This window comes from Eubacterium sp. CAG:161 (assembly GCF_000432355.1).
Lineage (GTDB): Bacteria > Bacillota > Clostridia > Lachnospirales > Lachnospiraceae > Eubacterium_G > Eubacterium_G segne.
Genome location: NZ_HF991854.1, coordinates 1 through 20,486, shown reverse-complemented (window position 1 = coordinate 20,486; position 20,486 = coordinate 1). Strand labels below are relative to the sequence as shown.

17 protein-coding genes are annotated in these 20,486 nt (G+C 35.5%); all 17 read right to left on the bottom strand.

Annotated features, from left to right (window positions below):
- Nucleotides 1-8: 8 nt before the first annotated feature.
- The 17 genes from Q5O30_RS02800 to Q5O30_RS02720 all read right to left on the bottom strand — a co-directional run bounded on the left by Q5O30_RS02800 (nt 9) and on the right by Q5O30_RS02720 (nt 20,123).
- A complete protein-coding gene (locus tag Q5O30_RS02800; RefSeq protein WP_021952242.1) occupies nt 9-2,270 on the bottom strand; it encodes an ATP-dependent RecD-like DNA helicase in 2,262 nt (753 codons plus the stop codon).
- A gap of 61 nt (nt 2,271-2,331) precedes the next feature.
- Complete coding sequence (locus Q5O30_RS02795; protein WP_021952241.1) at nt 2,332-3,333, bottom strand: rod shape-determining protein; 1,002 nt, start codon at nt 3,331-3,333, stop codon at nt 2,332-2,334.
- 449 nt (nt 3,334-3,782) lie between these two features.
- Nucleotides 3,783-4,043: a sporulation transcriptional regulator SpoIIID gene (gene spoIIID, locus Q5O30_RS02790; protein WP_021952240.1), complete on the bottom strand. Its 261-nt coding sequence runs from the start codon at nt 4,041-4,043 to the stop codon at nt 3,783-3,785.
- Nucleotides 4,044-4,196: 153 nt separating this feature from the next.
- Complete coding sequence (locus tag Q5O30_RS02785; RefSeq protein WP_021952239.1) at nt 4,197-7,415, bottom strand: CotH kinase family protein; 3,219 nt, start codon at nt 7,413-7,415, stop codon at nt 4,197-4,199.
- A 110-nt stretch (nt 7,416-7,525) separates the two neighbouring features.
- Nucleotides 7,526-9,304, bottom strand: coding sequence for an aminopeptidase P family protein (locus Q5O30_RS02780; RefSeq protein WP_021952238.1), 1,779 nt, complete (start codon nt 9,302-9,304; stop codon nt 7,526-7,528).
- Between the two features lie 99 nt (nt 9,305-9,403).
- Entirely contained in the window at nt 9,404-9,952 is a 549-nt protein-coding gene (locus tag Q5O30_RS02775; protein WP_021952237.1) for an inorganic diphosphatase, read from the bottom strand.
- A 49-nt stretch (nt 9,953-10,001) separates the two neighbouring features.
- The gene (locus Q5O30_RS02770; protein WP_021952236.1) at nt 10,002-10,934 is read right to left on the bottom strand and encodes a DMT family transporter; all 933 of its coding nucleotides are present in this window, start codon (nt 10,932-10,934) and stop codon (nt 10,002-10,004) included.
- A 2-nt stretch (nt 10,935-10,936) separates the two neighbouring features.
- Entirely contained in the window at nt 10,937-11,560 is a 624-nt protein-coding gene (locus tag Q5O30_RS02765; RefSeq protein ID WP_021952235.1) for a hypothetical protein, read from the bottom strand.
- Between the two features lie 5 nt (nt 11,561-11,565).
- Nucleotides 11,566-12,063 carry a transcription elongation factor GreA gene (gene greA, locus Q5O30_RS02760; RefSeq protein WP_021952234.1) on the bottom strand — a complete coding sequence of 166 codons (498 nt, stop codon included), beginning with the start codon at nt 12,061-12,063 and terminating at the stop codon, nt 11,566-11,568.
- Between the two features lie 2 nt (nt 12,064-12,065).
- Nucleotides 12,066-13,427: a citrate/2-methylcitrate synthase gene (locus tag Q5O30_RS02755; protein WP_021952233.1), complete on the bottom strand. Its 1,362-nt coding sequence runs from the start codon at nt 13,425-13,427 to the stop codon at nt 12,066-12,068.
- 24 nt (nt 13,428-13,451) lie between these two features.
- Nucleotides 13,452-14,330 (bottom strand): diacylglycerol kinase family protein, encoded by an 879-nt coding sequence (locus Q5O30_RS02750; protein WP_021952232.1) that lies wholly within the window; start codon nt 14,328-14,330, stop codon nt 13,452-13,454.
- Between the two features lie 132 nt (nt 14,331-14,462).
- Nucleotides 14,463-15,701 carry a glutamate-5-semialdehyde dehydrogenase gene (locus Q5O30_RS02745; RefSeq protein ID WP_021952231.1) on the bottom strand — a complete coding sequence of 413 codons (1,239 nt, stop codon included), beginning with the start codon at nt 15,699-15,701 and terminating at the stop codon, nt 14,463-14,465.
- Nucleotides 15,702-15,751: 50 nt separating this feature from the next.
- Nucleotides 15,752-16,555, bottom strand: a complete 804-nt coding sequence (proB, locus tag Q5O30_RS02740; protein ID WP_021952230.1) for a glutamate 5-kinase — start codon at nt 16,553-16,555, stop codon at nt 15,752-15,754.
- A 70-nt stretch (nt 16,556-16,625) separates the two neighbouring features.
- Nucleotides 16,626-17,507, bottom strand: a complete 882-nt coding sequence (locus Q5O30_RS02735; protein WP_021952229.1) for a YitT family protein — start codon at nt 17,505-17,507, stop codon at nt 16,626-16,628.
- Nucleotides 17,508-17,655: 148 nt separating this feature from the next.
- Entirely contained in the window at nt 17,656-17,865 is a 210-nt protein-coding gene (locus Q5O30_RS02730) for a hypothetical protein (protein WP_021952228.1), read from the bottom strand.
- Nucleotides 17,866-17,927: 62 nt separating this feature from the next.
- Entirely contained in the window at nt 17,928-18,092 is a 165-nt protein-coding gene (locus Q5O30_RS02725) for a hypothetical protein (protein ID WP_021952227.1), read from the bottom strand.
- A 15-nt stretch (nt 18,093-18,107) separates the two neighbouring features.
- Complete coding sequence (locus Q5O30_RS02720) at nt 18,108-20,123, bottom strand: hypothetical protein (RefSeq protein ID WP_021952226.1); 2,016 nt, start codon at nt 20,121-20,123, stop codon at nt 18,108-18,110.
- Nucleotides 20,124-20,486 lie beyond the last annotated feature (363 nt).

The window sequence follows — 20,486 nt, the reverse complement described above, 5'->3', positions numbered from 1 at the left end:
ATTCCCTTTTACTCATTATAGTAATTTATAATCTGCCACTTAAGTCCTGAATACCTTTTATGCTGATCTTCATTAGCTATCATGGCTTCAAACATTTCCTTTCTTCCTACAATGCACACGCACTTCTTTGCTCTGGTAACTCCTGTATACAAAAGATTTCTGGTCATAAGCATCTGCACTCCCGAAACTAAAGGCATAATAACTGCAGGATATTCACTACCCTGAGACTTATGTATTGTAATGGCATACGCCAGCTCCAATTCCTCTGCCTGTTTTGTATCATAAGTTACATATCTGTCATCATCAAAAACAACTTCTATATAATTAGTAGTATTGTTAATTTTAGTAACAATTCCCATATCTCCGTTAAATATGCCACTGCCGGTATCAAATATTCTTCCTGAAGCCGAGCGTTGTTCCCAGCTAAGCTGATAATTGTTTTTAACCTGCATAACCTTATCACCCTCCCTGAAAATTGTCCCTGCAATTTCCTTTTCGCTTTTATCAGGAGAAGGAGGATTAATAAACTTCTGAAGTTGTTCATTTAAGGAATTGACACCTAAAATACCGTTTCGCATAGGTGTTAAAACCTGAATATCCTGTTCTTTTGCCCCTACATATCCCGGAAGCTTTGTTTTAAGAAGACCAATAGTTGCATTTAATGCCATTTGTGCATTTTCTCTTTCTATATATAAGAAGTCACCGGTACTGTTATCCAGCGCCACCTGCTGTCCTGCATTAATTTTGTGGGCATTTACAACTATTCCACTTTCTCCCGCCTGTCTGAACACCTTCGTCAGCTTAACCACGCTAAACTGTCCCGAATCAATAATATCTTTTAAAACATTTCCCGGTCCCACACTTGCCAGCTGATTTACATCCCCCACAAAAACAACTCTTGTTCCAATGGTAATGGCTTTTAACAGTGCATGCATAAGAAATGTATCTACCATGGACATCTCATCTACAATAATAACATCTGTTTCCAAAGGATTTTGTTCGTTTCGTCCAAATCTTGCAGACAAATCATCTGCTGTTACCTCATCACCACCACCGGATACTTCCAACAGTCTGTGAATAGTGCTTGCCTTATGCCCTGTAGCCTCGCTCATTCTCTTTGCAGCCCTTCCTGTAGGTGCTGCAAGGGACACTTCTAAGCCATCTGTTTCAAACATTTGGATAATGGCATTAATAGTAGTGGTCTTTCCTGTTCCGGGACCACCGGTAATAACGGAAACACCATTATTCTGGGTTTCAATAACTGCCTTTCTTTGCAGTTCATCTAACTGAACCCCTGTCAGCTTTTCAATGGTATCTAACTTAATTCCCATAATATAGTCATCTTCCGTTGTTTCTATATTAAGCTCTAAAAGCATTCTGGCAATATTCAGTTCTGTATAATAGAAAGTTGACAGAAACACCCCTTCAACATCATCTATTTCTTTTAAAATCAGTTTTTTTTCAAGAATCAGTTCTGTAAAGCAGTTGTCTAACAAATCCATATTATAGGTTCCGTCAGCACTCATGTACTGATCTCTAAGTCCCAAAAGATTAATGGTTCTTTGTGCCAGCTGTTCCTTTGGCAAATAGGTATGACCTGAGGTAGAAGCATCTGCCAAGGCATAACACATACCGCTTTTTATTCTGACGGAGGCATTTACTTCCACTCCCGCCCTTCTTGCTATTTCATCTGCTGTTTTAAAGCCAACCCCTGCCACATCATCTGCAAGACGGTAAGGGTTGGTTTTTATGATGTCATAAACCTTAGTTCCATATAATGTGTATATTTTATTTGCCAAAGCCGGAGATATACCGTAGCCCTGAAGAAAAATCATAATATCTCTCATATCTTTCTTATCTTCAACCTGCTTGCATATATCCATGGCTTTTCTGGTGGTTATTCCTCTTATTTCCGCTAATCTTTCCGGTTCTTCTTCTATTATTCTGATGGTATCTTCCCCAAAACGTTCCACAATTCTGTCTGCAAGAACTGCACCTAAGCCCTTAATAGCTCCTGAGCCCAGATACTTTTTAATAGAGAACTCATCCGTAGCAGGAATTATTTCATAGGAAATAACCTTAATCTGTTCTCCATAAATATCATGAAAAACCTCTTCTCCCTCTATTTCCACATATTCACCCTCACCTATGTATCCAAAAGTTCCTGTACACTTAATTTCCTTTTTTCCACTTAATAAAGTAAGAACAGTGTAACCGTTGTCCTCATTTCTAAAGGTAATATTTTCTACATATCCACTGATATTTTTCATTTAATGTTCCTTATCCTAACAAGGCTGTCCAAAAATGGGACAGCCTTTAGATTAATATTTATTATTTTAATTTTTCTGAATTTTCCTCGTCAATATATTCCAGATATTGTCCGGTTCCGATGGCAACTGCCGTCATAGGATCCTCTGCGGTCATGGTGTTAATGCCGGTTTTTGCCTCTATCAGTTCATCCAGTCCGTTAAGAAGACAACCACCGCCTGTTAAAACTATACCTCTTACTGCTATATCTGCTGCCAGTTCCGGAGGAGTCTGTTCCAAAACCCTGTGTACTGCATCAATAATACTTGTTGTAACATCCCTTAATGCTTCTTCTGTTTCTTCCGATGTTACTTCTATGGTTTTTGGAAGACCGGTAACTAAGTTTCTTCCCCTTACTTCCATTTTCTGATTTTCAGATTTATTATAGCATGTACCAATTCCAATTTTAATTTCTTCGGCAGTTCTCTCTCCAATAAGAAGATTGTGTTTCTTTCTCATATATCTGACAATAGCTTCGTCAAAATCATCTCCTGCCACTTTAACTGATGTGCTGACTACTGTTCCTCCCAATGAAATAACTGCAATGTCGGTAGTTCCTCCACCAATATCCACAATCATGTTACCACAAGGCTTCTTTATCTCTATGCCGGCGCCTATGGCTGCTGCTAAAGGTTCTTCCACCACAAAGACCTCCCTGGCTCCTGCCTGAAAAGCTGCGTCCTGTACTGCCTTAGTTTCAACTTCTGTAGCTCCACTTGGTATACATACACATATACGTGGTTTCTTATATGAACGTTTTCCTACAGCTTTTTGAATAAAATATCTAATCATCTGCTCAGTAACTGAATAATCAGATATAACTCCCTGCTTAAGAGGTCTTACGGCAACTATATTTCCCGGAGTTCTTCCTATCATAAGACGGGCTTCCTCTCCGACAGCTTTTATCTTGTCAGTATCTCTGTCAATGGCAACTACTGAAGGCTCTTTTAAAACAACACCTTTTCCTTTTATATAAACCAATACACTTGCTGTTCCTAAATCTATACCAATATCTGTGTTAAACATTTGACGCTCCTTATGTGTAAAAAATTTTGTTTTCATCCTTATATATATTTTAGAATATCCATACTAAACTAAAGTATAACAACTTTTTCCCATTCTGTATATGTTTTATTTTTAAAAAATTTCCATTTTTTAGATATGTTTTTCCGTTTTTTTGCCTTCCTTTTCAGATATATCGTCCTTTTTCAACCTGTTTTTTACTTTTTTTCATGTTTTTTTGTATTTTTCGTCTTTTTTCGATATTCTTTTACATTCTGTTCATATTTTGTTCATAAGTACCCTTTATTATAAACACTGTACGAGTTATTAAGTACTTTTTACGAGTGCTAAGAGCTTGTGCATATAGTTTGTATACGTCATACCCTATAATGGCGTATTTTAAGTTTTTCATACTCAACCTAGTGGGTGAAACTCCCACTAGGTCCCCCGTAAACAACAGCCTTACTGATTTATCAGTTAAGGCTTTTATTTTTTTCATATTTAGCCTTTGTTGCAAGACCGCCACGTATGTGACGTTCTTTTTTATTTTTGTCTAACACCTCTCTTACTTTAATTGCCAGTCTCTGATTAATTTGCGGAAGACGTTCAGATACGTCTTTATGTACTGTGCTTTTGCTGATTCCAAACTGTCTGGCACACTGTCTTACCGTGGAATTGTTTTCTACAATGTAATTAGATGTTTCAAGTACCCTCTCTTCAATATATTCTTTCAAAAAAACCTCTATACAACTTATACTTTGTACATTTTATGCAATGTTTTTTTATGTTATGAAAAATTAAAAACTGCCACAGTATTTTACTCCCATGACAGTTCTTATATCATCTGTTTTTAGTGTGTCTTATACTTTCTAAATGGTATTTCCACATTATTTTATATTTCTGCTTTTTCCCAATACAATCTTATAGTATGCCTTACAGTTTTTAGGTACCTTAAATACTGACTTACCTGAAATTTTGCTGAAAGCTCCTTTGTTAATTTTAGCTCTTTTAGCCTTAATTGTTATGTTCTTAAGTTTCTTATCTCCCTTAAAGGCGTTCTGATAAATAATTTCTACCTTTTTACCAATACATACCTTTGTAAGATTTTTGCAGTTATAAAAAGCTGACTTTCCAATAAAGGAAACATTATTACCAATTGTTACCTTCTTTAATTTTTTCATTTTTGCAAATGCCTTTGCCTTTATGCTTATAACCTTATATGTGACATTTTTAATTTTAACCTTAGAAGGTATATTTACGGCTTTAACCTTGCTGTTCTTTGCCCCTACACACATAACAGTTTTATTTTTATCTTTATTAGTTAAAACCTTGTATTTGCAGTTTTTAACTGTATATACATTTCCAATAGCTGCTGTTTTTTTGTCAACAACTGTTACCTGACATCTGATAGGATCTCCATTATTTGTATAAGCATATACTGTAGTTGTTCCCGGCTTTAATCCATAAACCACGCCTCCATCACTTACTTCAACAACAGAATCATCTCCCACAAGGAATTTGCAGTTTTCACCAAATACTGCATTCTCCGGTTGATATTTAACTCCTAAATCCTTATATTCGTTTACTCCTATAGTGTAATCATATTTAGGGAATTCATAATATGCCTCCATAGGCATTTCGTCGCTTTCCCCATCAGTACATACATGTACTTTACAGGTAGCTGTTAATCCACTAGCGGTTTTAGCTGTTATTATTGTATCTCCCGATTTTATAGGAGTTACACTGCCATCCATAACCTCTGCCACTTCCGGATTAGATGATGACCACTGTATTTCGCTGTTTGTTGCATCAAAAGGAATAACTGTTGCCTTTATTTCCCCTTCATCACTCCACTGGTTCAGTATCATGTATTTTCTGTTTAATATAATCTTTCTTTCCTTAACATATTCCCTTTCAGAAATGTATTTAGCAGTAAGGGTAGTATCTTTAACTAATATATCTGATGATGAAAATTCACCGTCAAAATCATAGCCGTTCTTTTTAAGATTCTTTATTTCCTCAGGCTCCATAAATTCCGACAAATCCTCTTCCGTACTACCTATGTAACTTAAATACTCTTTAAAATTCATATGGAAATGAGCATTCCATCCTACAAAAACATAGCCTTTTTTCTTAGGTGCCGTTGGAAAACTGCTTACAGTTTTTCCAATGTATTCATCCTTTGTAGCAATGACCTTATTGTCCGCCATAAACTTAACCTTACAAGGCTGTGGAACAATAGATGCTACATTCTTATCAACCCATTCTGTTCTTTCCTTTATCCAGCCTCTTAACCTTTCTATTTCCTGGTCGTAAGTCAGATAATTATTTCCCTTAGAATCTTCTTCCATATCATCCTGTCCTAAATCTGACATTCCCCATTTTTCAAAGTTATATGCTGCTGTCTTAACCATCTCATCTTTGTATTTGTCAAGCTGACCACCCGGCATAATCAGTTCATTAACTTTTTCCTTTATTGACGGCCATGCATCAACTATAGCCTGGGCAAATGTTTTATCTTCAAACAATTTGTCAAACCACAGATTTGTGTTCCGGCTCCAGCCTGTAACAGAGTTTCCGGAATATTCTGTTGAACCCCAGGCAACATAATCAAAGTCCCAAAGAGGCCCAAAATATAATTTTCCATTTCTTGGTTTATACAAATATGTACTTGGAGAAACAAATCCATCCCCATTCATGGAGAATTCCTGCATCCAGTAATAATATACTGCTGCATTTAAATCCATATATTCCGTATAGGATGTTCCATTAGAATCCTTGAAATTCTTTCCGTATATTGCATCTTCCGTTTTTTGAACATAATCCTTTATATAATTAAACTGTGTTTCATTGTAATAATCTTCAAACTTAGGACTTTCTAACTTAAATTCAACATTATTATTAGTTGAAAATGTCTGATGTTCAATTCTCTCATATGGAGAAAGTGCCAGCAAATATCCTCCTGATATAATGGCAGGATCCGTAGAGTTCATTGTTTCCTCCGACTCTTCCAAATCATCAATATCTACTCTTGTGCTACCTACCCTTACCTGCTGCGACAGGAAATAACTTCCGTAATATTCTCCATTCATCACAACATCTACAGGTTCACTTTTAGGAGTAAATGCCATATTAAGCTGCTGTCCTAACCAATATGTAATCTTATTTCTAAGAAGACTGTTATCATAATAGTTAGCAAGCAATACCCAGTGTTTATTCTTTCCCATTCCAAGAAGGTCTGCTTTTTTATCAAGCTTAATCTTGTATGGCTTTTTAGGAGTAGCCCATGTAGAATTTCCACGTCCTCTTATGTATTCCATATTGTAAGTTCCACCTGTTACTTCCTTGCCTGTATACTCAGAAACAAAGCCATCCGGAACCTTTATGGTCATACTCCCGTAGCACTCTACTGAATGGTCACTTGAAGCATTCATTTCTGCAATAGTTCCATCTTCTTCATTAATATTAAAGTATATTACAGGAACGGTACTTTCAACAAATTCCACAGCTCTTATAAGGAAGTTTACCTTAGATGCTGATGTAGATAATACTTTAAGGGAAACTGTATGTTCTCCTGTAAGTTTTAATTCTGACACATCAATTGAACTGTCCTTTGTGTATGTCCAGTCATTTTTCTTTCTTTGTTTATATAATTTAAAAGTTCCAACCGGTTTGCTTCCACCATCAACGAAAACTCCAACGGTTATATCGCCTCCCCTTTCGGCTATGGCGTCAAGACTTAATCTTCCTACAATTTTTCCGTCAAAATTCAACTTTTTATCAATTGTGATTTCACTATTTAAAATATCCTTATCTTTTCCTGAAACAAGAACACCCTTTCCCTTTTCATTTTCAGTAAGGGTAACTTCTGAATTGCTAGTCTTTAGCTGATTATTCTTAAGCAAAACTGCCATATTTTGTCTGAAATAATCACCTTTAATACTTTTTCCGTCATCCTTTCCGTTATCATTTCCGGTTTGTGTTTTTTCTACAACATCATCTGCTTTAACATTTGTGTGATAAACGCCTGCTCCCGGAACTACCATGGACAAAGCTAACAGAATGCTAAGGGCAGAACTGCATAGCTTTTTCATTCCCTTTCTCATATACCTCTCCCTTCTGCCTTATAGGCAAAAAAATGCTATCATCAATTGTGATACAATTTTGATAACACTGATGATAGCACTATATACAAAAACTTACAATACTGTTTTTTTTAACAATTGAGATATTTCTTTAACCATTTTTTAACATTTTCCTGTAAATGTTTGGACAATTTTTCATACACCATTTGGTTATACTCTCTTAATATCTCCTTTTCTTTTCCATCTAACATGTCCATGTCAATTAATTCCATATCATAAGGAACATAGGTGAGATTTTCAAAGCATAGAAATTCTCCAAAATCCGTTTTTTCCTTCTCTTTACACAAAATAAGATTTTCAATTCGTATTCCAAATTCATTGTCTAAATAAACTCCCGGTTCATTTGACGTTATCATTCCCGGCTCAAATACAGGATTTAATTCCGGATTTTTCATTATTCTGTATCTAATGGCATTAGGTGCCTCATGAACACTTAAAAGATAACCAACTCCATGTCCGGTTCCATGATTATAATCAAGTCCCATATCCCATAGAGGCTTTCTTGCAATATAATCAAGAGTCGTTCCGCTACAGCCTTTTTTAAATATTGCCCCTGACAGCTTTAAGTGTCCCTTAAGCACTGCCGTATACATTTTTTTCATTTTTTCCGTAACATTTCCTAAACTTATGGTTCTTGTAATGTCTGTGGTTCCCTCCAAATAATGCCCACCACTGTCTATAAGTACAATACCTTCGTTTTTTATAACTACACTAGACCCCTTTGTGGCACTGTAATGTACTATTGCACCATGTTCGTTATATCCCACAATTGGGGCAAAGCTTGGCTCAATATAGCTTTCTGCCCGGTTTCTAAAATCCTCAAGCCTGTCTCCTAACTTCAGTTCATCCATATATTCCTTTCCCACATTGGTTTTAAGCCAGTACAGAAAATTTGTCATTGCCACACCGTCTAAAATATGAGCTTTTTTCTCATTTTCTATTTCTGCTTCATTTTTAACTGCTTTAAGTTGCAAGGCAGGAGTCAGCTTATTTATTATTTTATTATCATTATTAATTGATTCTATGACAGCATAATTGGCGCTGGATTTATCAAGCCAGATTCTTTTCTTTCTTATTTTTTCTAAATCTGCATACACGATGCCATAATCCCGTATTTTGATATCACATTCTTTTAAGTATTCTTCTATGTTGTCCTGTAACTGAATTTTATTAACGTAAAAATTAATCTCATCTTTGGTTATAATCAAAAATCCCATAAATACAGGCGTATACATTATATCATTGCCTCTTAAATTAAGAGTCCATGCCACTTCATCTAAGGCTGAAAGAAGTAAAACATCTGCCCTTCTCTCCTCCATCATGTTTCTTATTTCATTTATTTTAGCAGCTGTATTTTTTCCCGTATACTTATCATCCAGCTTCCATATTGGCTTATGGCTGATTTCCGGACGGTCCTCCCATATTTTATCTATTAAAGCCAAATGACCATCCACTGTTACATTTTCAATATTTCTTATATTTTCTGCCATATCAGCAGACATCATTTTTCCGTCAAAGGCTACAGTGATATTTGTTTTTGCAATATTTTTAATATATTCATATACTGTATAAACTCCTGCTTCTCCGGATTTCATTAATTTAACTTCAGTATTTTTCAATTGATTTTCTGCCTGAAGAAAGTACCTTCCATCAGTCCACAGACACGCCTCTTCCATGGTGATTACCGCTGTTCCTGCAGAGCCTGTAAAACCCGTTATAAACTCTCTTGTTTTAAAATAATCCCCTATATACTCGGAGCCATGAAAATCACAGGTAGGTGCTACATATACATCCACTGCTGTTTCCTTCATTATTTCCCTTAATCTTTTTATTCTGTTATTTACTGTCATATTAAAACCTTCCCTTATAACAAACAAGAAAAGTGTAGTCGCACATAAAAACCTAACAGTTTCTTAATGCAAATACACTTTATCTTAAATATTATAATACTATTTGATGCAATTGTTCTCTATACCGTATGTTTTATTGTATATATCAATACATTTGTAAATGATTTTTGCAGCATCAAGAGGCCCGCCAAATTCATCTACCTTTGTTTCTTTTCCCTCTAATGTCTTATATATATTAAAGAAATTCCTGATTTCCTCAAAAATATGAGCCGGTAACTGATTAATGTCTGTATAACAGTTGTATGTAGGATCACCATAAGGAATGGCAATTATTTTATCATCCATATCACCACTATCCACCATGTACATAACACCTATAGGATAACATCTTACCAAAGACATGGACTCTATAGGCTCAGAACATAATACCAGTACGTCTAACGGGTCACCATCCTCATCAATTGTTCTTGGGATAAAACCATAATTAGCCGGATAATGTACTGATGAGTACAATATTCTGTCTAATATAATAAGTCCTGTTTCCTTATCTAATTCATATTTTTTCTTGCTTCCCTTACTAATTTCAATAGTTGCGATAAAATCCGAAGGTGTAATTCTCTCCGGATTAATGTCATGCATAATATTCATAAAACCCTCCTGATTAATTTTTACGTTAGAATCATTTTTGATTCTCATACTACTTAATAGACTTATTATATTTCAAATCACCGGCATTTACAATATATATTCCTGCACATACTAAAGCTAATGCAATTATAATCTGCACCTCCATATGACTGTTTTCATGCAAAAACAGAAATGACAGCAGTACCCCGAATACAGGATTCATAAATTTATATGCCGTAATCCTTGATACATTGTTGTATTTAAGTAAAATGCTCCACAATGTATAAGCTGCCGCTGAAATAAATCCCATATAAATCAATAGTAAAATACCCGCAAATCCCTCAGGTCTTAATTTTCCTCCAAAAAGAAGACCTATAACCGTCATTACCACTCCACCGAAAAAGAACTGATATCCGCTAAGCATTACCACATCACTGTTTTTGGAGAATTTTTTAATAAATGCAGAGGAAAACGCCGATGATAAAGCTGATAGTACAATAAGACCTTCTCCTAAGAAGCTTACTCCCAAATCAACGGATGTTCCGGCAACATTTACTATTACAACTCCTAAAAATCCCAATATGGTTCCTATCATCTTTTTACCTGTTAGTTTTTCCTGTCTAAACAAAAGGCAGGATACTAACACTGTAAAGAAAACTCCTAAACCGTTAATAATAGAGGATTTTACTCCTGTTGTGTGGGCTAATCCCACATAAAAAGGAACATATTGTAAAACTGTCTGAAAAAGACTTAAGGTAGCAATTCTTTCAGGCTGTGCCGGTTTTATGATTTTTTTGTTCATAATACTAAAAGTAACTATAACCATGATGCCTGCAAGAATGAAACGGTTTCCCGCAAATAATATCTGAGACATTGTATCTTTGCTTTCAATATTAAATAATTTATATCCGATTTTTATACAGGCAAAAGCCGACCCCCATAGCAGACAGCATATCATTGCCAAAAAAACTACCACAGGGGTTTTTGTCATTTTTTCTTTCATAATTAATCTCTTTGTATAATTCTTACGTTATTATATTTCTCTAAATAATCAAGGCTTATCTCCCTATATGTCTTAAGGGTATTTTCTTCAAAGTTTTTATTCATAATTCGGGAATTCATATACCGCTCTCCAAAAAGCTTTCCCTCCTTAAAATCCTTTATCATTAATTCTGGTTCTCTGTCAATAAAAACGATCTCATCTGCCCCTTTTATAAAGCGGTTTGGAATGGTTGTTTTTATCCCTACCCCTGTTTCACTTCTAAATATAGGATTCACTTCCTCAAATCTTTTTAAATTAGCAGAAGTTAAAACACTGATATTGTTTTTTATAAATGACTCTGCCACATTATACAAAAATGTATGCTTTCCAATTCGCATTCCCAGCTCATCTAAAACCACAATATCCGGTTTCATTTCTATTATTTCTTCTATGCTCTCTCTTCCTTTAAGAGGATGAATAGTAACATTTTCATTGCATTCAAAAGGCATTTTAGAGGAATCCCTATGCTGTTTGTTAATAAAAGCAATAACGACCTTTTTCCCATTTCGACTTTCATTCATTGCTTCCTCCATCATTGCATAGCTTTTCCCTGCCCCGGGAGTATAACTGGTAAATATTTTTAACATAACTATTAATAGCTCCTTATTGTGTCTGTGTCTTCCTCACCGGTGTTTTCTATGGATTTTACCACTACATAATAACTGTAATTATCGTTTACCTTTATTTCCACCCGGTCTCCAACTTTATGTTTCATAAGTGCCTTTCCTATAGGAGATTCATTGCTGATTCTTCCTTTAACGGAATCACCCCGCATGGTACTTACAATTTTAAACTTCTCCGTTTCATCGTCTTCCTCAAAGTAAATCTCCACAGTTTTGTTTAATCCTATTTCATCATCCTTTGATTCATCAGAAATAACAGTTGATGTTTTTAAAATTTTCTCTAAATACCTGATTCTGCTTTCATTTTTATTTTTATCCTTTTTAGCTGCGTGGTATTCAAAGTTTTCACTTAAATCTCCCTGAGCTCTTGCCTCCTTAACGGCTTCAATTGCCTTAGGTCTTACAACTAACTTTCTATGTTCAATTTCTTCTTTTATTTTTTCAATATCACTATTTGTTAATTTCATAATTACCTTTCATCAATGCTCTTATAATCATTATAATCACATATGCTAACATATGCAGGTCTCATGATTTTATCCGCATTTACCAACTCTTCTATTCTATGTGCACTCCATCCCACAATTCTTGCAATGGCAAACATCGGCGTGAATAATTCCTCCGGAATATCTAACATACTGTAAACCAGTCCGCTATAGAAATCCACATTGGCACTAACGCCTTTGTAAATCTGTCTTTCCTCACCAATAACCTGTGGTGCTAAAGTCTCAATCATGCTATACAGGGCAAAATCATCATCTCTTCCCTTTTCATGGGCAAGCTTTTCTACAAAACTCTTAAAAATTTCTGCCCTTGGATCAGAAATGGAATATACCGCATGACCCATTCCATATATAAGCCCTTTTTTGTCAAAGGCTTCCCTGTTAAGTATCTTTCTAAGATACTCCTTAACCTCTTTTTCATCCTTCATGTCTGATACATTAGCCTTAATGTCCTTAAACATTTTAACTACCATAATATTAGCCCCTCCATGTCTTGGTCCCTTTAAGGAAGACAACGCCGCCGCTATAGTTGAATATGTATCAGAACCTGATGATGTAACAACTCTTGTGGTAAAGGTTGAATTATTACCGCCTCCATGTTCCATATGGAGAACTAAAGCTAAATCAAGAACCTTTGCTTCTAACTCCGTATATTTTTTGTTAGGTCTTAACATTCTTAATAAGTTTTCGCTGGTGGACAAATCATCCTTTGGCCTATGTATATATAAACTTTGATTTTTCTTGTAATGATTATATGCATGATATCCATACACTGAAAGCATAGGGAACACTGCTATTAACTGAATGCACTGTCTTATTACATTCTCTAATGATGTATCTGACACGTTTTTATCATAAGAAGCTAATGTCAGTACACTCCTTGTAAGGGAATTCATAATATCCTCGCTAGGTGCCTTCATAATAACATCTCTTACCAAGTTTGTTGGAAGCCTTCTGGAATATGCCAGCATTTCCTTAAATTCATTTAACTCGTCTTCATTAGGCAATTCACCAAAAAGAAGTAAATATGCTACCTCTTCAAAACCGAATCTTTTATCATCCATAAATCCCTTAACTAAATCCTGGATTTTGTACCCTCTGAAATACAATTTTCCTTCACAGGGAACACTTTTTCCGTTAACTATTTCTGAAGACTCAACTCTTGAAATATTGGTAATTCCTGTTAATACACCCTTTCCATTTAAATCACGAAGTCCTCTTTTTACACCATATTCCGTAAATAACTCCCTGTCTACGCCGTCATTATTTTTACACACCTTTGCCTTATTTTCCGCAAATAATTTAACATCTTCTCTCTTTAATGCCATAAATCCCCTTTCTGTTCTCAATTATTAATATATAAAGTTAATAGCGTCATGTAAAACCTTAAAGTTTACCACTGCCCTTCCTTTTTCCTTCTCACCGTCAAGAGACCAGTCTATGTCTGAGCAATCGGTAATTCTTGCTGATTTTATCTGTGCCAAAGTGATTTTTCCTGTAAATTTCTGTAAAAGTACCTGACCGCAAAGCCTTACAAACTCTGCGAAGTCTCTTGGATACTCAATAAGCATCAGTTCAAATTCACCATCGTTAAATTCCACTAAATCCTTGTCTAACTTCATTATGCCACCTACTTTTGTAGCATTGTTTATTGCCACAAAAATATATTTTCCCACATAGGTTTTATCATCAAGTTCAATTTTCAGGCGTAACTTTCTTATGTGAAATAATTCTCTTGCACCACGAAGAATGTAGGCAAAATGTCCTAATCTGTTTTTTAATTCCTGAGGTGTTGAATATGAGGTCTTAGTAAAAATTCCTGCTGATGCAGTATAAACAAAATGTCGTCCGTTAAAATCTCCTATATCAAGAGGTCTTGCCTCATTGGATATAATATACTTAGCCGCCTTTTTAGGATCGGATTCTAATCCTAAACTATTGGCAAAATCATTAGTAGAACCTGCCGGAATATATCCTAAAGGTGTTTTTACATTTCCTTCAATCAATCCCTGAATTACTTCATTTAATGTTCCGTCTCCTCCCATACATACCACAAGGTCTACTTCACTTCCGTATTTTATGGCAATGTTGGTTCCGTCTGCTCTTCGTTTTGTATATTTAATTCCTACTTTGTATCCTGCCTCTTCAAAAACCCATACAGCATCATCTATAAAATTCTTATTTTTCTTCAGTCCGGCTTTCGGATTAACAATAAATAATATTTTTTTCATGAATACTCCTTCGTATAAATTATTCAATATTCTACAATATTTTTACTTTCATTGTATTAATTAAAAATTAAGAAACTGTGAACTGCAATTTTTCCCTGTATCTATTTGGGACAATATACATATATTGTAAAACTATCTCACCTGTCCGTTGCCATATATCTTGTATTTAAAAGACTGCAATTCCGGCAATCCAATAGGTCCTCTTGCATGAAGCTTCTGAGTGGAAATACCTATTTCTGCTCCAAAACCGAACTCTCCTCCGTCAGTAAATCTTGTACTGGCATTTACATAAACTGCTGCTGAATCTACCTTGTTTAAAAACTCCTCAGCAGCTTCCTTATTTTCAGTAACTATACATTCGCTGTGACCTGTACTGTATTTATAAATATGATCCACGGCTTCATCTAAGGAATTTACTATTTTAACAGACATTTTGTAGTCAAGATATTCTGTTCCCCAGTCCCTTTCCGTTGCCTTCTCTATTCCCTTCGCTATATCAACTGCTTCCTCATCTCCAAAAAGTTCCACGGATTTTTCATCTAATTTTGCCTTTATTTTCGGCAATGCTTCCTTTGCAATATCCTTATGTATAAGCAAACTTTCTGCTGCATTACAAACTGACACCCTGTTAGTTTTGGCATTATATACTATGTCAGCTGCCATATCCACATTGGCATCCTTATCAATATATATGTGGCAGTTTCCCACTCCGGTTTCAATTACCGGAACTGTTGCATTTTTTACAACTGCCTGTATCAGTCCTGCACCGCCTCTTGGTATAAGCACATCCACATATTCATTCATTTGCATAAGGGCATTAGCGCTTTCCCTTGATGTATCTTCCACTAACTGTATAACGTCTTCACTAAGACCTGATTTTTTTACAGCCTCTCTCATTGTTTTAGCAATGATTCTGTTAGAATTTATTGCTTCCTTTCCTCCACGTAAAATAACGGTGTTTCCTGACTTTAAGCACAAAGCTGCCGCATCTGAGGTTACGTTAGGTCTTGCTTCAAATATAACTCCTATAACTCCTAAAGGTGTAGATACCTTTTTTATGTTAAGTCCGTTAGGTCTTGTAGTTTCACTTAAAACCCTTCCCACAGGATCCGGCAGTAAAACAACATCCTCAACGCCCTTTGCCATCCCTTTAATTCTGTCTTTGTCTAACTTTAATCTATCAAGCATTGCTTCTGACATTCCATTATTTTTCCCATTTTCCAAATCAATGGTATTTGCCTGTATTATTTCATCTGCATTTTCAATTAATGCCTGTGCAATGTATTTTAGAGCCTTATTTTTCTGCTCCGTGGTAGCTATCATTAATGTTTTTTCTGCTTCTTTTGCTTTCTTTCCTAATTCCGTAAGCATTATTTTTCCTCCCTTTATTAACATTTCTTATTAAAGAAAAACAGCCATGCCTAGCGTGACTGTTCTTTGTCTTTTGCTACGAAGAAGGTTCCTACCTGGTGTCCTTCTAATATTTTATATAAATTCTCCGGATCTCCACCATTCATAATAACAGTATCTATTCCCGCTTCCGTTGCAATCTGTGCTGCCTGAAGTTTAGTTATCATACCACCGGTTCCAAATTTTGAGCCTTTTCCACCGGCAAGTTCAAACAATCCCTCAGTTATTTCCTCTACAACCGGTATTATTCTTGCATATTCATTTTCATTCGGATTGGCATCATACAACCCATCTATATCTGTAAGTATAAACAAAGCATCTGCCTTTATAAGCTTTGCCACTATGGCTGAAAGATTATCATTGTCACCATAAACTATTTCTTCTACAGCTACAACGTCATTTTCATTAATAACCGGTATAGCACCAAATTCAAGGGTTCTCTCAAAGGCATTTATAAGATTATCTCTGCTTTCCAAATTATCCACATCTCTTTTTGTAACAAGGAACTGTCCCACCTTATGACCGTATTCTCCAAACATCTTGTCATACATAAACATAAGTTCACATTGTCCTACAGTAGCTGCTGCCTGCTTTCCTGCTGTGGTAACCGGTCTTTCCTTAAGACCTAATTTTCCCACACCTACACCAATGGCACCTGAGGATACCAATGCTACTTCAATGCCTGAATTAACTATATCGGATATAACTGTCACTAGTCTTTTCATTTGTCTTATATTTGTTTTTCCCGTACTGTGTGTTAAAGAAGATGTTCCCACCTTTATAACAATTCTCTTTACGTCTTTTAATGTTGCCATAACTTCCTCCCAAAATAAGCACTATGTCACTTATTTTAGAACAACTGCCTTCATTTGTAAACATTATGCTTTATATTTCTGTCTTAAAATGGTCTTTAAATCCCTGTCCAAACACTTCATTTGCCGAAGATACTATCATAAAGGCTCCACTGTCTGTTTGTTTTAGTATATTTCTTACCTTAACCAATGTCTGTTTCTTCATTACGCACATAATCACTTCCGTAGTTTCGTTACTGTATGCACCCTTTGCCTGAATCATGGTGGCTCCTACATTTACTTCCTTCATCATGCGTCTGGCAATAAGTTCTCTTTTTTCACTTATTATATATACAAGAGTGGCTTCATCTCCTCCGTATATTGCCCTGTCCATAACCACCGTGGACACATAAATGGCAATAGCCGCATACAACGCCACCTCCACATCCTTAAATGCCATGGCTGACGCTGCCAAAACAACCACATCCAACAAAAAATATATCTGTCCCGTTTTTAAATGGGGTTTCTTTTGTTTTATTATTTTTACAATAATGTCCAACCCTCCTGTTGTGGTATCGAATCTGAACATTAATCCCATTCCCAGTCCAAATGTAGCTCCTCCAATAACAGATGCCAGCATTTTATTATCTGTAACACCATTAACATTAAAAACTATTGGAAGAATATCTATTAACACTGATGATACAATCAGACTATACATTGTTGACAGAATAAATTTAATTCCAAACTTTTTAATTCCCACTGCCAGGATTGGAATATTTATTAATAAAATAAGCATTCCCACTCCCGGAAGTCCCGGGAACATCTTTTTTAATATAATGGCAATTCCTGATATTCCTCCCGGTGCCAAATTATTGGGATTTAAAAATAATGCGATTCCCACTGCATACAAGGCAGCAGTAAATGTAATGAAAACATATCTGAATATTTTTTTAACAACCTGCTTTTGCTTCATAGTAATTCCTTTTAAAATTTATGATGTAAGTAACAATATTTGCCACTTGCAATTGTGCTTGCACAAATAAGCAATTATGCTTTTGCCACTTACATCATATTTATTCATTACTATTTTCTCTTATTTACAGGCTGTTATTCATTTTTTGTTAAATTTCGTCATCCCCCGGAAGTTCTTCTGTTGGTGCACAGCATGGCATAGGATTAATTGAACAGTCTGCACATCCTCTTATTACTTCCTTTCTCTTTGAGGACTCAACATTTTCATCAACCTTAAGATTAATGTGTCCGTCCCCTTTCTTGATACTTCCATCTAACATTGCTACAATGTCATCTATCATTTTTTCTTTATCACTCATGGTAATACCTCCTGTTTTCTAATTGTTAAAAGGGCTAATAAAATTATTCCTATGTCAGTAGATTATACCATAAAATATCCATCTTGGAAATTAATTATCACTGTTTTTATTCTTTGTCCATGTGTGCAACCCACATCCAATGCACAACAAAACCAGCTTGTAGTAATAACGTCCTTTGTATCAAACTCTACTAATTCAACTTCAGGACTTGTATATACTTCTCTCATGTTAATCCTCCCCTGTTATTTAATAAATGAAGCTACTACGTTTAACTCATCAGCACTAAGGCCGTTGTTAGCATCAGCTATTACTCTTGAAGCAACCTGGCTTACATTTCTCTTTTCAGCAACATTTGAATAATATGTTACTGACTCTCCGTTAGTATATGTAACTGTTATATAAGCTCTTGCTACAAAATCTCTTTCGTAGTTTGCTTCAACAATGTTAGCAACTGCACCAAAATATGTAAGAGTATCAGCATTAGCCCATCCTTCGTTTACAATGTTAAGAACTTTGTAAGCGCTTGTTAATGACATATCTGAATCATTATTTTCAAACAGGTCATTTGCTGTAATTAACATACCTGTTGTAATTGCATCTGACTTAACAGCTTCGTTATTATCTGTTGTAACTTTAGCCTGGAACTTAAGTCCTGTAGGAGTTGAAGTCTTTACGGCTGCACCGTTTGCTGCAACTACATTAAGTGTATTTACTGAAGTAAATGTCATATCTGCTGTAACTTTAATTGCTGTTCCTGACTTGTACATCTTGCCATCTGAATAGTAACCGTAAGCAGCATCAGCAGGAAGTGTATATGTATCACCGTCAGCAACTTCTGTTGTCTGTCCGTCAACTGTTACATCAAATTTAGCTACCTTTGCAACTTTAACACCATATGTAATGTCTTTTTCTGAACTTCTGACTGTTACTGCAAATACTTTTTCATCCTGTCCACTTGGAAGTGCAAATAAGCTCTGTGCAAGGTGAACCTGATCTCCTTCAATGTAACATTCATCTGTTCCTGATGTGTATTTTACTCCGTCAATCCATACTGATTTAATCTTTCCGGCAACACTTGGATATGATGATACATAAGCTGCACCTGTTAATGTGCATCCTGCCGGGTGATAGTTTGCTGTAGCATGGTCTGTAAATATACCAAATAAATCGATGTAGTTGATATACTGATTTCTAACAGCTTCTGAAACATAATATCTTGTTCCTTCTGTTGATAAATCATTGTTACCATCTTTGTCACAAACCTTTGTGTAATCAGTTACTTCACCTAAAGTCTGATCCGGAGCAACCTCTGCCTGTGCAGGTACATACTTAACTGCAAAAGTTACTGTTTTAGCAGCACCTTCAATAGCAAAGTAGTTAATTCCTTCTTTAAATGCACTTAAAGCTATTTCAACAGAATCTCCACGGACATGAAGCATTTCTGAAGCGTTTAAATATCTTTTTCCGTTAATCCAAACAGCTCCAACCGGCTGTCCTACAGCTCCTGAAACTGCAAATGTAAAAGCTCCACCTTCTATTTTACAATTGTCAACTTCGCCATGGTACGGTGTATCAGCAGCAACACCTACTGTACCCCAAATAGCTGAGTTTACATTTGCTGTATAGTTGGCTGTATCTAAATAATATGTTCCTGATACTAAAGATGCGTTAGATCCTATTGCCGGGCATTCTGTCCATGCTGATGTATCCACTGAAGATGCATCTGTAGGATCAGATAGCTTAACTATCTTTAATGCAAATGTTCCTGTACCTGAACCTTCTGCTGTAATTATAAATACATGTTCACTTTCCCCAGCAGGAACGGCTAAGGTATCCTGACTGATATATACACAGTCATTTCCCACATATGCCTTTGTGTTGCCTGCATCATTTAAATATCTCACTCCGTCAATAATAACTGATGAAGGATTTCCGTCTTTTGCAACAAATCCGAAAACCGGTACTGAATTCATATATGTGCTTATGTTCCATCCTACAGTCTTTCCTGCATCATAAAAGCCTCTAAGCCCCTCATTTCCGAATTTTGCAAGAGCCGCCTTTGAAATATATGCCTTATCTCCGTCTTTTGCTGTTCCTATTTGTGTCCAGTCATTAATGGCATCTACGTCAATAGTTTCCTGTGTAGCTGATTCCGTTTCGTCAGCTGCCTTTGCAGTTGTGTTATAAACTGTAACTGATGTAAAAATCATAGCCAGTGATAATACAACTGAAAGAACTTTCTTTAAAGTTTTGTTCATTTCAAACTCTCCTTTCACAATCTTTATACATTAATATTATAACCGAGGGATTTTTTATATGCAATCGTCCCAAATTATAAAAGATTTTTTATTTTTTTTAGTATATTTTGTATATAAAACCATTTTTATTTACGTTTTTCCCTTAAAACATTGGATATCTTGATTTCTTATAAAGAATAAAAATGTTTTTCTTTCTTAATTTTATTTTATTTTTATTACTCTCAAACCCATTCTTTTGCCTGATTACGTGTTACATAGAGTGTTAATTCCGGCACTTTAAAAGGCGTCCGGAAAATACCGAACGCCTTAGCATAAATCAAATTATTCAGTTAATTTTAGTAAAGTCCTGACCAACCTTCACCC

What these genes read in the sequence shown, in the direction of transcription:
- Q5O30_RS02800 (WP_021952242.1), bottom strand. Translation starts at nt 2,270, where the DNA reads ATGAAAAATATCAGTGGATATGTAGAAAATATTACCTTTAGAAATGAG.
- Q5O30_RS02795 (WP_021952241.1), bottom strand. Translation starts at nt 3,333, where the DNA reads ATGTTTAACACAGATATTGGTATAGATTTAGGAACAGCAAGTGTATTG.
- Q5O30_RS02785 (WP_021952239.1), bottom strand. Translation starts at nt 7,415, where the DNA reads ATGAGAAAGGGAATGAAAAAGCTATGCAGTTCTGCCCTTAGCATTCTG.
- Q5O30_RS02780 (WP_021952238.1), bottom strand. Translation starts at nt 9,304, where the DNA reads ATGACAGTAAATAACAGAATAAAAAGATTAAGGGAAATAATGAAGGAA.
- Q5O30_RS02775 (WP_021952237.1), bottom strand. Translation starts at nt 9,952, where the DNA reads ATGAATATTATGCATGACATTAATCCGGAGAGAATTACACCTTCGGAT.
- Q5O30_RS02770 (WP_021952236.1), bottom strand. Translation starts at nt 10,934, where the DNA reads ATGAAAGAAAAAATGACAAAAACCCCTGTGGTAGTTTTTTTGGCAATG.
- Q5O30_RS02765 (WP_021952235.1), bottom strand. Translation starts at nt 11,560, where the DNA reads ATGTTAAAAATATTTACCAGTTATACTCCCGGGGCAGGGAAAAGCTAT.
- greA (WP_021952234.1), bottom strand. Translation starts at nt 12,063, where the DNA reads ATGAAATTAACAAATAGTGATATTGAAAAAATAAAAGAAGAAATTGAA.
- Q5O30_RS02755 (WP_021952233.1), bottom strand. Translation starts at nt 13,427, where the DNA reads ATGGCATTAAAGAGAGAAGATGTTAAATTATTTGCGGAAAATAAGGCA.
- Q5O30_RS02750 (WP_021952232.1), bottom strand. Translation starts at nt 14,330, where the DNA reads ATGAAAAAAATATTATTTATTGTTAATCCGAAAGCCGGACTGAAGAAA.
- Q5O30_RS02745 (WP_021952231.1), bottom strand. Translation starts at nt 15,701, where the DNA reads ATGCTTACGGAATTAGGAAAGAAAGCAAAAGAAGCAGAAAAAACATTA.
- proB (WP_021952230.1), bottom strand. Translation starts at nt 16,555, where the DNA reads ATGGCAACATTAAAAGACGTAAAGAGAATTGTTATAAAGGTGGGAACA.
- Q5O30_RS02735 (WP_021952229.1), bottom strand. Translation starts at nt 17,507, where the DNA reads ATGAAGCAAAAGCAGGTTGTTAAAAAAATATTCAGATATGTTTTCATT.
- Q5O30_RS02730 (WP_021952228.1), bottom strand. Translation starts at nt 17,865, where the DNA reads ATGAGTGATAAAGAAAAAATGATAGATGACATTGTAGCAATGTTAGAT.
- Q5O30_RS02725 (WP_021952227.1), bottom strand. Translation starts at nt 18,092, where the DNA reads ATGAGAGAAGTATATACAAGTCCTGAAGTTGAATTAGTAGAGTTTGAT.
- Q5O30_RS02720 (WP_021952226.1), bottom strand. Translation starts at nt 20,123, where the DNA reads ATGAACAAAACTTTAAAGAAAGTTCTTTCAGTTGTATTATCACTGGCT.